The following is a 14883-nucleotide window of genomic DNA, read 5'->3' on the forward strand; positions in this document are numbered from 1 at the left end:
TCATCACATTTTATTTCCTTTTTTATCTTGCGGTTTTAACCCGTTAATTATGCATGATATCTCATATGGGAGGGTAAGAGCGAATGAATATGAACGAACGAATTGCAGCGTGGAATGAAGAAGCACAGCAGTGCGCTTGTGGTCATCAACACCGAGTGGTAGATATGCTCATTCATCTGGAAGCCGGGGCCATTCAGAGGTTACCTCGTTATTTGTCTGAACAAGGGTACCGCCATGTGACGGTTGTTTATGATCGACATACGTTTCGTGCTGCCGGATCTGATGTGCTGAACAGTATTCGGGAAGCGGGAATGCATGTGGATGAGATCGCTCTGCAGGAGAATCGTACGGGTGATGTTATTGCGGATGAAGCAGCTATTGTGCAGGTCATGTTGGGTGTGAAATTGGAAAGCCAGGCTGTCATTGCGGTGGGCTCAGGTACCATTCATGATCTGGTGCGATTTGTATGTTCCAAAATGAACAAGCCCTTTCTGTCGATACCGACAGCGGCTTCAGTGGATGGGTTTACCTCTGCAGGTGCGCCCTTAATTGTAAGCGGCATCAAACAGACATTTCAGGCTGTTCCGCCCGAGGCCATCTTTGCGGATATGAATATTTTGGAGCAAGCTCCCCAAGAGATGACGGCTGCTGGATTCGGAGATATGCTGGGCAAATATACTTCCCTTGCAGACTGGATTGTTTCTCGTGATCTGGGAGGAGAACCGTTCTGTCCGGTCGCTTATCGGATGACAGAAGAAGCGCTGAATTCCTGCATTAATCAGGTACAAGCTATTGCGGAGGGGCGAGCAGAGGGAGTAGCTGCATTAATGGATGCATTAATTATTTCTGGCATCTCCATGCTGATCATTGACCATTCCCGCCCGGCATCCGGGGGTGAGCATCACCTGTCTCACATCTTGGAGATGGAGCTGATGCAGGCTGGAGAAAGACCGGTTCTGCATGGTGCCAAAGTTGGGGTGGCCTGTGCATTGCTTACGGTGAGATATAAAGAACTTGCACAAACTTCGGGTGAAGCAGTATTTGCGATATATAACCAATTACCAGAGGCTGCTCAGCTCATCGCATGGTTGGAGCAAGTAGGTGGACCTGTGACTACTGAACAACTTGGTGTAACCCCGGAGATGGTGGAACATGCGTTTACCACAGCGCATACGCTTCGTCCTCGATATACCGGATTGAAATATATCAATGAAGTGTTAAAAATGAGGTAAGGGTTATTTCTAAGGAAGTATGGTCTCCGAGATTGCATAGCATTGGCTTCTAGTGCGCTGAAATGGCCTTGGTTTGGATTAGAAAGCCGTGAAGTGGATCACCTGACGGTGTTGGCGTAAGTGCCAGCAAGGCTGCTTCAAGGTCGGGAGAGAAGAGGGGGATGTTTCATTTAAAAAGGCTCTGGCCTCCTGGGAGGAGATCAGAGCCTTTTGGTTGTTCGCTTATTTAGTTGTTGCGACGATCTTTCAAGATGACATCTGCGAACAAAATAGTTTTCGGGATGCGGAAAAATTGCTCCGCTTGTTCCTGAAACGCAGCGGAAGGCAGTGTTCCCTGATGCAGCCATTTGCGGAAAGTGCCGGGATGAACCCCGATCCAGTGGCTGACATCTGTCACCGACAAATCATGGACCATACACAAGCCTGTCAAGATACGGTTACTAACCGGAGAACGGGTCACTGTACGCTTCATGAAGCGAGATGACTCGGGTTGACATATGACAGGGCTATTACGCACAACTTCCTCATTAAAAAGAATGTGGCGGGGATAGCCGAGCAATTGGCAGGTCTTGTCCAAATTGGTACTGCCGGGTATCCGTCCTTCATATACCCACGCACTGACACTGCGTGAAGAGATGGAAAGGTCTTCTGCGAGCTGGGACAATTTGATATCATTGGCCATCAGCACGGCGAGAAGAACACGATTACGGATTTGACAGCGTGTCGGTTTTCGGAATCGTTTAACACGGACGCCTTTTCCCAAGTATTTACGGTTGATCAGAGACCACGCCTGGATGGAATGTTGTTCTGGTTGATTAGGCATATTTCCTCCGATTTTTTTTAACCAAATACTACAATAAACAACGGGGTACTTTCAAGTGCCGGGTTTACCTGTTTCAAATGCGTCAATGCGTCAATTCCTGATAAAGAGGGAACTACGAACTAGACCATACGCAATTCACATCCTAGTATATTCCTAGATTACAATGTTTCACTAAAAATGAAGGGACAAAATGAGCAGGATTAAAGATAATATAGTTCTAATTACTTATTATTAGGTCTGAAGAACTTTTATCTATTTTTTGTTGATATGATGCGGTTTATTTCCCTGAATTCCCCAAAAATTATTGGATGTGCTTCAACGCATCCGGTAGAAGGTGTGCACAAATCTGAAAGATAAATCCGCAAGTTCAGCATGACATGTGACCTGTCAAATCTCTTACTTTTACATATATTGTAGGGTACTCAAGTAAAGGGAGAGGTGAGGAACGTGAATCTGTCTGTGAATACCTTTGCTGCCATCTCGGGAGCGATAGTTACGTTTGCTTTTGGTGGATGGGATCAATTGTTGAGCCTGCTCGCGGTCGCGATGGCTGTGGATTATGTCACAGGTTTGGCAGCTGCGGTGAGAAGTGGTACGGGGTTGAATAGCAACATTGGCTTCTGGGGGCTTGCTCGCAAAGGGCTCATGCTGACCGTTGTCTTGCTTGCTCACCGAATTGACCTGATCATGGGAACCGATATTATCAAGGGAGGAGCTATTTATTTCTACCTCGTCAATGAACTGATCTCGATAACTGAAAACTATGCGAGAATCGGCCTTCCATTGCCCGGAAAGCTCAGACAGGCTATAGCAGTGTTGAAGAAACAGGAAGATCAGGAGTATTTGCCGGATCGGGAATGGTCAATTCCACAAAGCGAGGATAGTCTCCAACAGCAGGCTGAAACAGGACAAACTTCGCAGGATGAATCCGCGAAACAGGTGGAAGATGGTTCCCGAGAAAAATCCGAACCGAAAAGAGATGGTTCGGGTTAGTTTTTCTTTTCAAGAGAACGTTTCCAAGTATCCTTTCGTAATAGAGAACGTTATGATATATTTTGGATACATGAAAATTCATTCATTTCTACTATTATTATATTAAACGAGGTGCTTGCTCAGATGATCAAACATATTGTCCTGTTCAAAATGAAAGATCGCTCAACAGAAAGTATTGAAGCTGCTGCCCAGGTACTCCGTAATCTGGAGGGTAAGATTGATGTTCTGGTTTCACTTGAAATCGGGATTGATGTGCTTCGCTCGGAGAGATCGTTCGACATTTCACTCACGGCGGAGTTTGCGTCACTGGAGGATCTTCAGGCGTATCAGGTACATCCGCTTCATCAGGAAGTTATCAAGTACATGAATGAAGTCAGAGAACAGTCGATTGCAGTGGACTACGAGATCTGATCTGGTATTCAAACTACGTTGAGATAAAGGGGACTCTGCATGAGCGATTTAAGAGACGTTATGGAATTTCTATATATTTTTGTTGTGTTTCTAATCGCTTGTCCTGTGATGATATTCTGGCTTAAGCGAAGAGGGAAACGGAACCGATAACTCACTGAACGGGAAGTGAACGAATGTATTATGTGAACAGAGAACAGATTGCCCGCCGGCTTGCTGCTGTACCGGAAATAGCTGAAGGGCTTCGCCGCGCAGCGCAGGCTTGGGATGGCAGTCTCATGCTGGGGATGGTTCAGGAGCGGTGTCTTCATCTGGCGATCGAGATTGTTACCGATGTGGGAAGTTATCTGATTGATGGCTTCATCATGAGAGATGCGAGCAGCTATGATGATATTATTCAGATTAATTATGAAGAAAAGGTTTTTGACAATTCGACCTATGAGATCTTGCGTCAACTTGTGACGTTACGTAAACCACTGGTGCAGGACTATTACAGTTGGGAGCGATCTGAGCTCCATCCGCTTAGCATAGAGTTGCCGAACATACTTGAACATTTTACTACACAGGTTAGCGCATACGTGGAAACAGAACTTGGTCCTTTCAATGCGGCACAAGCCGAGGGACAGCGCAAGGAATGAGGGAAATCGCATGACAAATGAATCAAAAGAATTCAATGAAGTAAATACTGAAAGTAAAGAACCGAATGAAACGCCTTCCGGATTCCATCCGGTGTATATGGTTGAACTCCTGTTCCGGGAACGTCCGGAGGTAGACCGCCTGCGTTTGCAGGAAGCGATGATTCGTCATACAGGACAAGTTCGACTGGATGTTAAACAAGGAACTGGAGAGCAAGAGCATGAGATGTTAGTCTTCTACCATCTGGACCATAAGGTATCTTTTCAGGAAGGGGCTATCCCTGCTCAGACCTGCATGCTTCCAGTGAATGAAATCGCAGATCGTGCACGTTTTGGCGGAGCTGTGCAACAAGCATGGCATTGGCCGGAAGTGGGACAAGTTGTCAAAGCTTCGCGTTATTCCATCCGGATACATGATATGTTCACGGCTGCCATGCCTCGTAAACAGCGTTTGGAGCTGTTCCAGAAAACTGTACTGGCAATTATGGAGAGTTTGACTTGTGATGCGCTGTATTGGTATGGCAGTGATAAGCTGGTTGAACCGGAAGCTTATACGCAAGCTCAGGAACGTGAGGAACATCTGTATGCAGCTATGAACGTTCGGATGTATCAGGCTGGAGGTACGGAGGAACAGCGCGGGTTGGTCATGGATACCGTAGGATTGTCTGCGCTGGGTGTACCTGATGTACAGTGTCACTTCGTTGGTCTTGATCCAGATACGGTGGCACAGACCTTACTGGGTGCAGCGTATTACATATTTGATCAGGGAGATGTCCTGCAAGATGGACAGACGCTGGGTTCTTCAGGTGGACGTCGCTGGCGTTGTGAACATCAGGCGGCATTAATTGCACCAGGACGATATGTCATTGATTTGGACCCGGGTGATGAGCATGCGGCGGCTGATCTCGAGTCGGCTCGTCAGAATTGAGTTTAAATCCAAGACATTCTGCAGCCATTCAAAAAGGGCGTTCAGATTATTTTTAACATCTGGAGTGTCAAGTCAAGCCTGTGCTGCTTATAATGCATCAACAGAGTAGGCATTCGCCCGGATGGCTGAGCGACAGATCGTTGCTTCTGATCCGGTACTTAAACCATAGTAAAGGGAGAGATGTGACGTGAAGGATTCTAACAAAAGTTTGTTGTGGGGAGCTCTTATTGGCTCCGTGGTAGGTTCTGTAACAGCGTTATTGCTGGCGCCGAAATCGGGTCGTGAACTTCGTCAGGATATTACAGAAGGTGCTCGTCAGGTATCAGAGAAAGGTCAGGAACTGGCTGGAATCGTGGGGGAACAAAGTTCACAGATCGTATCCAAGGTTAAAGAGACCGCAGATGTCGTGATTCAGGATATTCAATCCTGGCGCAATTGCGGCGAAGGAAAAGAAATTCGTATATCGGCAGCCATTGTAGATACCGCCGATATCGATAAAACAGTTGATGAATCTGGCAATGACATCTTAGCGAAGCTTCCTGCGGATGAGTCAAAGGACGACAACTAAGCAAGCTTGAGATAAGCAGGCTTTCCTCTATTTAGAGGAGAGCCTGCTTTGTTGCGTGTCCACACATAGAAGACGTGGCGCGGATTTAATTTGAACGCCGCGATGAAATCGGGTAAGATGTAGGTACCTTTTTGCCGGAATGTTCATACGGTAGGAAGAAAGCTCTGGAAAACAAATGTAATGAGAACCAATTCAATGAAGAAGGAAGCGGTGTGTTCGTGCAGCAAGCAATCGCTATATTAGACTCCGGTGTGGGGGGATTGACCGTCGCCAAGGAAGTGATGCGTCAGCTCCCGCGGGAAAAGATCATTTATTTTGGGGATACTGCCCGGACACCGTACGGACCCCGTTCGTCCGAACAAGTAAAACAATTTACGGAACAAATCGTTGATTTCTTGATCCAGTTCGATCCGAAGGTTATCGTTATCGCCTGTAACACAGCAACAGCGGCCGCGTTGGAGTATATCCGTTCCAAGGTGAATATGCCCGTCATTGGTGTTATACATCCGGGTGCGCGGGCAGCAATCACAGCGACACGTACAGGACGTATTGGTGTGATTGGTACCACGGGTACCATAGGTAGTGGGGCTTATACATCGGCACTTAAACAGTTGTCCCCCTATATTGATGTGGTCAGTCAGGCTTGTCCGGCGCTGGTGCCGTTGGTGGAACAAGGTGAATTTCGTTCCGAGCACACGACACATACGGTGGAGCAATCATTAGGCGAGATCAAACAGCAGCCAATAGATTGTCTTATTCTGGGTTGTACGCATTATCCCTTTCTCATGGACACCATTCAGGAAGTTATGGGACAGGAAGTGAAGTTAATCAGTTCGGCAGATGAAACGGCACGTGAAATCAGTACGATTTTATATGATAAACGAAAGTTGGCCAGTGGGGATGAGACTCCGGTGCATCAGTTTTTCTGCACTGGCGACCCTCGCATGTTCCAGAATATCACCCGTCGATGGTTGGGAGAGCAGATCTCCAAGACTCCTGTTGTTTGGCAGGTTACGCAATTATCCTAGTTATACTCAAAATATGCATGAATCAGGCTTTAAATTAATGTATTTAATAATGAATGATCCCGGAACTGTGAAGTTTCGGGATTTTTTGTCATGATTATGCATCAACAGGTGATGAACATGATTCATGTCACATGACGGACAAACTGACCTGCATACATATGTTACATACACGAAGTTGGTGAGATACCGGACAGGAGACCTGTCTTTTCCTGTGGAAAGGAGAGCAACATGGAACTGCAATGGATTATCGTTCAGCGGGGAGATACACTGCCGCGAATTGCGTCAGCATACCATATGACCAGGGAGTTACTTGCTGCACTGAACCCGGAAGCTGCCTCCCAGCCTTACCTTTTGGCAGGTCAGATGCTGCGTATTGTGCCTGGGACAGGTCGCAGATATGCTGTGCCGCCTGGAGAACGTGTAGGGGAGATTGCAGGGAGATTTGGTCTGGACGAAGAGGACTTGCGCCAGGCCAATCCTGAAATTACCAGCGTAACCGACTGGGTTGGTCGCTGTATTCATATTCCGGCTACGAATGGAAAAACTATTGTGAAGATTCAGGGAGAGTATGGATATCGAGAATTAATCAAGGATATAGACAAACTGGAGCATCAATACCCGTTTATCGAAACGGGGTCCATTGGAACAAGTGTTATGGGGAAGTCGCTGCCTTATTTACGTATCGGGCATGGGTCGAGACATATCCATGTTAACGCTTCTGTTCATGCCAATGAGTGGCTGACATCAGCGGTTCTGATGAAGTTTATCGAAGAGTATGCCGAAGCGTATAGTACACATGGGACATGGCATCAATACCAGACGGAACGCTGGATGCAAGAGACGACACTCTGGGCAGTGCCGATGGTTAATCCGGACGGGGTCGAATTGGTTCAGGAAGGTGTGGTCAATCAGCACCCACATGCACAGCAGTTGTTAGGCTGGAATGCGGGCAGAGCAAATTTCACCCATTGGAAGGCGAACATCAGAGGAGTTGATCTGAATGATCAATTTCCCGCCCATTGGGATGAAGAGGCAGCGAGAAGAGGTGTGACCTCACCTGGGCCTAGAGATTATGCAGGAACGGCTCCATTGACAGAACCGGAGGCACAGGCGCTTGCGCGGTGGACGCAGCAACACACATTCGATGCGGTTGTGTCCCTGCATAGTCAGGGACAGGAAATCTATTGGAACTACCGTGATCTGGAACCCAGAGAGAGTGCTCCGCTGTCGCGTAGACTCGCCAAAGCTTCGGGTTACAAAGCGGTGAAGCTCGGTGGCAGTGATGCCGGATACAAAGACTGGTTTATCCAAGCTTTTGGTAAGCCGGGCTTCACGGTGGAAGTTGGGTTGGGTGTTAATCCGCTTCCCGTTGAACAGTTTGATGATATCTGTATCGAAGTGGGAATGTTGCTGGCTGAACTGTTATCTAATGGACAGTGAGGCAAGACCCTGAATGATGATGGTGTGAAACTTAACGGTAGATCATTCGTATAACAGGAACGGACGCTATGAGCGACGTTCCGTTTTTATTATTTTTTTATTGTGGCTTATTATGACATACGTTCTGGATGGTTTTCGAACGGGTAATGATGGATGTGCCGTTTGGCGATATATATTATTATACGGAGGGATTCGCATGAAGTGGAGAAGACTGCTGTCATTCAAACGATGGACACAAGTTTTCAAAAGGCTCCCCCGGCTGCTCCGGGCTCCGCAGATTCCTTTGGGAGAAAAGCTGTTATTTATTATTCCGGCCCTGTTGTACTGGGTGCTTCCTGACGTAATGCCGTTTATGCCCATCGATGATATCGGGGTTACTTTGATTCTGATGAATTGGTTTGTAAGCCGGGCAGAACGTAAATATCCTGTGCTTCAGGAGGGTGCACCTTCTTAATATGCAGCTCATGAATCATTTTAACATTGAATTCGCATCAATGTTATTGCGAAGAGCGGTAACTTTCTTTACAATAGATGCTGTAGTTTAAGAATGCTGAAATTGTTGAAACCTGCAATTACAATATAGGAGATGAAGAGAATGAACTGCAAAATTACGCGTAATGCTGCTAAAGTATTGAAGCTTGAATTGGACAAGGCGGAGAACGAAGGAAAAAAACTGCGCGTTGTCATCACACATGCACATGGTGACCATGCTCACTACGGGCTTGATCTCGACACACCAAAAGAAAATGATACAGTTGTATCTACCGATAAAGAGATTGATGTTATTCTTGCGAATGACCAGCCTCTGTTGAACGGTGTTAAAATCGACTATCTCTACTTCCCTGAAGAGGGATTCGTTATTACGAATCCGTCCCAAGGCAATCACGGCGACCACTAAGGGCGCGAAGAAGGGGAACTCATGGCTAACGATATCCGCGTATGCGAAAAGTGTAATCATGTTCGATTGAAATCGATTGTGCCCAAGCTGCAAAAAATGGCTCCAGACACGGAGATCAAGATTGGGTGCAAATCCTATTGCGGTCCTTGCGCGAAACGTGCATTTGTTTTTATCAACGGTCGGTATATCAGTGCGCCGACTGAAGAAGAAGTGCTCGTCAAAGTTGCAAAGTTCGTCAAGTAATAGGATGAGATATAACAAGGTGAGTGAATGAAAAGTTCACATATCAGAAAGGAGGGGCTACGAGCCTCTCCTTTTTTTGCGTTTGGGTAGTAGTGAAAGGATAAGTTACTCTATAGCGCCCTTGTTCGTTTCAGTGATTTCGAAGGAATCTTCTCTAATTTCAATGGCGATGACGGTATCATCTTTTTTCAAAAAATGTACATGCCCCAGTCGTTCTTCCTCTAATTCCACCCAGCCTGTATCTGCTAACTTCTGAAAATAATCCATTGGCGGGTATAGTCCTTGCTCACCCCCAATATGCTTTAGTTCATATTTAACACCCTCTTTAAGGGTGGGATGATCGGAATAAGCTTTGCCTTCAATAAGCTTCGCATTGCTTGGAACCGGGATATCGGGGTTAATGGATGATTCTGTATATCCTTCTATCTCGTATGTTGCTGGAGCACAGCCTTGTACCCAGATGAGCAGGGGCAACATACAGAGTGTCAGTACTATTTTCTTCAAATGAATTCCTCCCGACTCAGCATGTTTACCTAATAAACGTAGTGAAAGCAATTAAAGTTACGATAAAATCATAAAAGAAGAATAAGGAAGGCTTGTGCTATCCATCCTAAAGGGGTAACAGGAACATGATAATCCCAAGGAGGAATACTCATGCCGAAGCGTTATGATTCCAGTTTGCAAGCCGATACCACCGTATCTCAGGCGCAAAATGCGGTGAACAAGCTTCATTATGCTGTATCTCAGGCCCTGTCACACCCGACAGCACAAACCATAGTACAGGCGGAACGTCGTCTGGCACATACGGAGCAGGCAATGCGTCAAGCAGAGCTTTCGCTCGGAGGACAAGGCGTTGAGTTAGCAGAAGAGATGTTCATCGAGGAGAAGAGAAGATTGAATTCAATCCAGAGTCAGCACGGTCAAGGGAATTTATAACGTTCCTGTCACATCAGAACCCGCAGGGCAGCAATGCTTTGCGGGTTTTTTATATCTTTTGCAACGACTCTCGATTCATGAGTTTACTCCGACAGTATGTCGAATGGTCGCTTAAAATTCTGTGAGAAGGTTAATAGAACGAGAGCAGGCAAAATTCCATACGGGAGGTACAGAATGACAAAACATATTACAGATTGTACGATTCTGAACAACGGAGTAACGATGCCATGGCTAGGATTTGGAACATATAAAGCAAAAGGTAAGGAAGTACAACAGGCGGTTGAGACCGCTTTGGAGGTTGGATATCGGAGCATTGATACCGCGTCTATCTATGGTAATGAAGAAGAAGTGGGACAAGCTATTGCAAGCAGTGGTGTTGCCCGTAACGAACTGTTTGTGACAACCAAGCTCTGGAACGAGGATCAGGGATTTGATTCGACGTTGAGGGCATTTGAAGCCAGTCAGAAGGCACTTGGACTGAATGTGATTGATCTTTACTTAATTCACTGGCCTGGCAGAGACCAGTATAAGGAGACATGGAGAGCATTCGAACGTCTATATAGCGAAGGAAGCATTCGTGCGATTGGTGTGAGTAATTTCCAAGTACATCATTTGCAAGATATCATAGATGAAGGCGGCACGGTGCCAGCAGTGAATCAGGTGGAGTTGCATCCGGGTCTGATTCAACAGGAATTGCAGGATTTCTGCGGGGCGCAGGGGATTCAACTGGAGGCATGGAGCCCGATCATGAAAGGCAAGCTGAATCAAGAGTCCACCCTCAAAGCACTGGCCCAGAAATATGGGAAAACGCCAGCACAGATCATTCTGCGCTGGGACATTCAGAATCAGATTGTAACGATTCCGAAGTCGGTTACCCCGGAACGTATTCGTGAGAATGCGGACATCTTTGACTTTGAATTGACACCCGATGAGTTGAAACAGATTGATGCGCTGGACTCGGATAAGCGGACGGGTCCACATCCGGATCAACTGTTTTGGGATTGAGTGGGTAGTCGCTAACTGAATATACATGTTTGATGATCTGTTAGTGGAGGTTCCGGTTACGGGATCGTTCTTCGTGAGTTTAAGATGTAAGCATAATCGGTCACGCTAAGACACTACGTGTGCAGAACAATCTTTCGATCGCCGTTATCCCCGGATTTTTTTGAAAGTCCCTTTATCATGGGAGAAATCCGGTGATAAATGCGAGCGCTCCGCTTCTCCAGCTTTGTTCTGCCCACTTCGTTATCGTGAAAATTATAAATCCATCTTTAGTGGATAGGTATATAGTAAGAAATATACAAAAGCAGCAGGATCGGGGAGTGTTCCTTGATCCTGCTGCTTTTTTCGTGTGAATTGGTTTAATTTTTTTTCGGAACTGCGCAGCCGTCATCTGTGCAGACACCGCTGCCGTCGGCTTCGGTTGTGTTGGACTCAACCATGGTGAATGGAGAACGTTCGTCCCATGCTTTCTGAATGGCGTCCAGGAACACCTCATCCGGCTGAGCGCCTGACACGGCGAACTTGCGGTCAAATACGAAGAACGGTACGCCTCGGATGCCCAGTTGCTCGCCTTCCGCTTGGTCAGCGCGGACATTGTCGGTGAATTGATCACCGGACAGCACTGCTGTAGCTGCATCTCGATCCAAGCCAACTTCCTCTGCCAACTGAGCCAACACTTCAGGGTCGCCAGAGTGTTTACCTTCAATAAACACAGCTTGGAATATGCGCTCACTCAGTTCAAGCGCTTTGCCTTGTGTATCCGCCCAGTGTGTCAACCGGTGTGCGGAGAAGGAGTTCGTAGGGATCATGGCATCAATATTGTATTCCAGTCCTGCTGTGCGAGCATTGGCATTCATTTGAGCATTCATGCCTTTGGCCTGTTCCACGCTCATATTATATTTGGAAGCAAGATATTCCGTGTTGGTTTTGCCGGGGTTCAATTCAGCATTTGGATCAAGCTCGAAGCTTTTGAATTGCAGCTTCACTTCATCACGATGTGGAAACTGTTGCAATACATTCTCCAGGCGGCGTTTGCCGATATAACAGAAAGGGCACAGGAAATCTGACCATATCTCAATATTCATGATGTTAAAACCTCCATTATCCTTTTAGTTGAAACTAATATAGTTACAATTATAAAGCCACTTTCTATAATTCGCAAGAAGATTACGATTTATCCCGAAATGCCTTGGTCCAATGATAAGGCTGGATCTCATCCAGTCTTTTGAAGATCAGTTGACCTTCAGGGTCGTATACAGCAGCTTTAACTTCTTCACCCCAATAAAACAATCGTTCCTGACAGACGCCGCAAGGTGTGAGGACCTTGAATTCTGAATGCTCGTCATTACGAGCGATACAGAGGGAGTGGGTGACGCGTTCGTTCAATTTGTGGGCCTCCAGATAAGCTCCTGTTTCCATACACAGATGCGTGGCATCGTTGATGACCTCTGGAGCTACACTAATTAGCAGGGAACCTGCTTCGGTATAGACAGCGCCCGCACCACCCCATCCCTGAGGATAACGTTGCTTCACAAAGTTGGCGGCTGCATCGAATAATTGCTGTTCAATATGGAGTGGTTCAGTATGTGATGTCATGTAATTAGAATTCCCCTTTTTGCAATCCAATTCACTTCATTTTGTGTATTTGTTTAGCTTAACTTGTCATTACGATAAGGCTTATTGCGATGTTACTGCTGAACTGTCTTCCTCTCGAAAGCGCTGAATCAGATCATAGGTAATTACGGTATCAGAGACATGCAATCGCTTGACTGCTTCATCATGAGCGGGACGGCAAGCGTTGATATCTGTTTTGTCACGTGTGGACAGGTCATAACAAGCGCCGTTCTCGTAGATATAATCATCCGATGGAATATAGAATACAGAACCATCCGAGACTGCGCCATTACGCAGCACAACCGTACGTGCAGACCCGTCATATACGTCGTTACCCATATGATAATAGGACTGGTCAGGCACGCCGAGCAGATGCAGCACGGATGGCGTGATGTCCAGTTGTCCCGAAGGTTCGTCGATGGTTCCAACGGCTGCCCCATCCGGTAAATGCACCAGCAGGGGGACCTCGTTCATGATCTGTGCCATATCCAGGTCGTTCAACGAGCGTCCGAGAAACTGCTCGTATTGCGATTGCTCTTTGATTGAGTTGTCATGGTCCCCGTAAAACATAAAAATGGTATTTTCCCATAGTCCTCGACTTTTCAGATCCTCCACCATCTTGCCCAGTGCCGAATCCACGTAATGTACGGATTGCAGATAATCACCAAACATGGTTCCCTGAAACTCGCCTACATCCAGTTGTTGTTTCTCTTTCGACAATGCATACGGATGGTGACTGCTGAGTGTAATGAGGAACGAATAGAACGGTTCGGTAACCTCACTGCTCATTTTCTCAACGGATTGACGGAAAAAGGATTCATCAGACAGGGACCAGCCAAGCGGGTCATCCTGTGCAAAATCATTTTTACTATAAAACTTGTCATACTTCATGTTCTGATACATCGTATACCGATTCCAGAAGCCGCTCTCATAAGCGTGAAATACGTTGGTACTATACCCGTTATCCTTCAGAATAGAAGGGAGGGAATCATACGTATGGTCTGCATATCGTACAAAGGCTGAACCGACCGGAAGTGGATGTAGGGAAATATTTGCCCCAAAATCGGCATCTGATGTTCTGCCCTGACCGGTCTGGTGGTAAAAGTGACTGTAATACTGACTTTCTTTCATCAGTTCATTAAAATGGGGCGTGATCTCCTGTCCGCCAATGCTCTGGCCAATCATGAAGTTCATAAAAGCCTCACCCTGTACAATGATGACATTGCTGTCCTTGTATTTACCGAACAAAGCATCATTTTGCGGAGCGTTTTGCTGCCTTTCAGCGAAGAACGCCTTTGCCTGTTCAACATCAGCGGGTTCAGCCTCTGGCCCGGAACCGATATGGTCTTTGGCATAGTTGTACAGATCATAACCGTGAAAAGCGAGAAGACCGGTCACATTGTACATGGATACATTCCACCAGTTGTTATCGAACAGGCCCTTGGCCCATGTTTTGCTGTAAAAATAAATCGGACCAACGGCAAGTCCCAGCCCTAGCACAAGGGCAATGCTGCCAGCAGTGAGTCGGCGGCGCATCTGCCCCTTGCGATCGTTGAACGAATAACTCCCATAACCTTGAACCGATGCACTGGAGTGCTTTGAACGGTAATGTCTGCTGAACAGAACAATCGCTGCGAAAGGTATGACGACAAGCCAATCGGCAAAAAACCAGAAATCACTTGGGAAGATCAATGTAGCGATGCTGTCCCCCAATGCGTCAACCTGTCTGGCTTGCAACAATACCGGGATGGTCAAGAAATCCTGGAAATAGCGATAATACACCATATCGGCGTAGATTAGTGCGGTAAGCAGCAGGTTAAGCACGACCAGAGATACGATCATGCCTCTGCGAGGCAGCCACCAGGTCCAGAAGGACAGGAGGAGCAATGATCCAATGGCAATAACTTTATCCAGAAGTCCCATCGTAATGTTATAGGCGTGCAGATTGTGATGAAGCCACATGAGTTTGAGCAGCATAAACACAAGAAAAATAAGATATAACGTTAGTGGATGATTCAGAAGCCCGCGTGGCATGGAGCTGCGCGTAGGCCGAGTGACAACCATAATCTATGTCCCCTTTGTTTTTGTTGTTTTGTAATCGGAATGTAAAATAGGGCTCCATTCATTATAGCGTG

At 46.6% G+C, this 14883-nt stretch carries 17 protein-coding genes and 1 pseudogene; 13 read left to right on the forward strand and 5 right to left on the reverse strand.

What is annotated here, in order from left to right:
* Positions 1-83: 83 nt before the first annotated feature.
* Positions 84-1232 (forward strand): sn-glycerol-1-phosphate dehydrogenase, encoded by a 1149-nt coding sequence (locus MKY85_RS09830; RefSeq protein ID WP_342572488.1) that lies wholly within the window; start codon positions 84-86, stop codon positions 1230-1232.
* A gap of 226 nt (positions 1233-1458) precedes the next feature.
* Here MKY85_RS09830 and MKY85_RS09835 read toward each other — a convergent pair whose 3' ends face one another.
* Positions 1459-2055, reverse strand: coding sequence for a helix-turn-helix transcriptional regulator (locus MKY85_RS09835; protein WP_017689431.1), 597 nt, complete (start codon positions 2053-2055; stop codon positions 1459-1461).
* Positions 2056-2502: 447 nt separating this feature from the next.
* Here MKY85_RS09835 and MKY85_RS09840 point away from each other — a divergent pair.
* The 10 genes and pseudogenes from MKY85_RS09840 to MKY85_RS09885 all read left to right on the forward strand — a co-directional run.
* Positions 2503-2886 (forward strand): annotated as a pseudogene (locus tag MKY85_RS09840) (phage holin family protein); the annotation flags it as partial.
* A 285-nt stretch (positions 2887-3171) separates the two neighbouring features.
* A complete protein-coding gene (locus MKY85_RS09845; protein ID WP_339241097.1) occupies positions 3172-3459 on the forward strand; it encodes a Dabb family protein in 288 nt (95 codons plus the stop codon).
* Between the two features lie 173 nt (positions 3460-3632).
* Complete coding sequence (locus MKY85_RS09850; RefSeq protein WP_342572489.1) at positions 3633-4094, forward strand: HepT-like ribonuclease domain-containing protein; 462 nt, start codon at positions 3633-3635, stop codon at positions 4092-4094.
* Between the two features lie 10 nt (positions 4095-4104).
* Positions 4105-5019 carry a DUF4261 domain-containing protein gene (locus MKY85_RS09855; protein ID WP_342572490.1) on the forward strand — a complete coding sequence of 305 codons (915 nt, stop codon included), beginning with the start codon at positions 4105-4107 and terminating at the stop codon, positions 5017-5019.
* A 187-nt stretch (positions 5020-5206) separates the two neighbouring features.
* Positions 5207-5587 (forward strand): YtxH domain-containing protein, encoded by a 381-nt coding sequence (locus MKY85_RS09860; RefSeq protein ID WP_342572491.1) that lies wholly within the window; start codon positions 5207-5209, stop codon positions 5585-5587.
* Positions 5588-5805: 218 nt separating this feature from the next.
* Positions 5806-6615, forward strand: a complete 810-nt coding sequence (gene racE / locus MKY85_RS09865; RefSeq protein ID WP_026081161.1) for a glutamate racemase — start codon at positions 5806-5808, stop codon at positions 6613-6615.
* Positions 6616-6849: 234 nt separating this feature from the next.
* Entirely contained in the window at positions 6850-8055 is a 1206-nt protein-coding gene (locus MKY85_RS09870) for a M14 family metallopeptidase (RefSeq protein WP_342573325.1), read from the forward strand.
* A gap of 196 nt (positions 8056-8251) precedes the next feature.
* Positions 8252-8509, forward strand: coding sequence for a hypothetical protein (locus MKY85_RS09875; protein ID WP_017689423.1), 258 nt, complete (start codon positions 8252-8254; stop codon positions 8507-8509).
* A 141-nt stretch (positions 8510-8650) separates the two neighbouring features.
* A complete protein-coding gene (locus tag MKY85_RS09880; RefSeq protein ID WP_342572492.1) occupies positions 8651-8953 on the forward strand; it encodes an iron-sulfur cluster assembly accessory protein in 303 nt (100 codons plus the stop codon).
* A gap of 21 nt (positions 8954-8974) precedes the next feature.
* Complete coding sequence (locus MKY85_RS09885) at positions 8975-9196, forward strand: DUF1450 domain-containing protein (RefSeq protein ID WP_091032287.1); 222 nt, start codon at positions 8975-8977, stop codon at positions 9194-9196.
* A 105-nt stretch (positions 9197-9301) separates the two neighbouring features.
* Here the strand turns inward: MKY85_RS09885 and MKY85_RS09890 are convergent, their stop codons facing one another.
* Complete coding sequence (locus MKY85_RS09890; protein WP_342572493.1) at positions 9302-9700, reverse strand: hypothetical protein; 399 nt, start codon at positions 9698-9700, stop codon at positions 9302-9304.
* A 150-nt stretch (positions 9701-9850) separates the two neighbouring features.
* Between MKY85_RS09890 and MKY85_RS09895 the strand changes: the two genes are divergently transcribed.
* Positions 9851-10132 (forward strand): hypothetical protein, encoded by a 282-nt coding sequence (locus MKY85_RS09895; protein ID WP_091017568.1) that lies wholly within the window; start codon positions 9851-9853, stop codon positions 10130-10132.
* A gap of 174 nt (positions 10133-10306) precedes the next feature.
* Positions 10307-11137 (forward strand): aldo/keto reductase, encoded by an 831-nt coding sequence (locus MKY85_RS09900; RefSeq protein ID WP_076249922.1) that lies wholly within the window; start codon positions 10307-10309, stop codon positions 11135-11137.
* A 356-nt stretch (positions 11138-11493) separates the two neighbouring features.
* On the opposite strand, the gene MKY85_RS09905 is transcribed toward MKY85_RS09900, so the two are convergent.
* The 3 genes from MKY85_RS09905 to MKY85_RS09915 form a co-directional block, all read right to left on the reverse strand.
* Positions 11494-12219, reverse strand: a complete 726-nt coding sequence (locus MKY85_RS09905) for a DsbA family oxidoreductase (protein WP_342572494.1) — start codon at positions 12217-12219, stop codon at positions 11494-11496.
* Positions 12220-12301: 82 nt separating this feature from the next.
* Complete coding sequence (locus tag MKY85_RS09910) at positions 12302-12730, reverse strand: cytidine deaminase (protein ID WP_339241116.1); 429 nt, start codon at positions 12728-12730, stop codon at positions 12302-12304.
* 81 nt (positions 12731-12811) lie between these two features.
* The gene (locus tag MKY85_RS09915) at positions 12812-14812 is read right to left on the reverse strand and encodes an LTA synthase family protein (protein ID WP_342572495.1); all 2001 of its coding nucleotides are present in this window, start codon (positions 14810-14812) and stop codon (positions 12812-12814) included.
* Positions 14813-14883 lie beyond the last annotated feature (71 nt).

The sequence above is a fragment of the Paenibacillus sp. FSL R5-0749 genome, assembly GCF_038595085.1.
Classification (GTDB): domain Bacteria; phylum Bacillota; class Bacilli; order Paenibacillales; family Paenibacillaceae; genus Paenibacillus.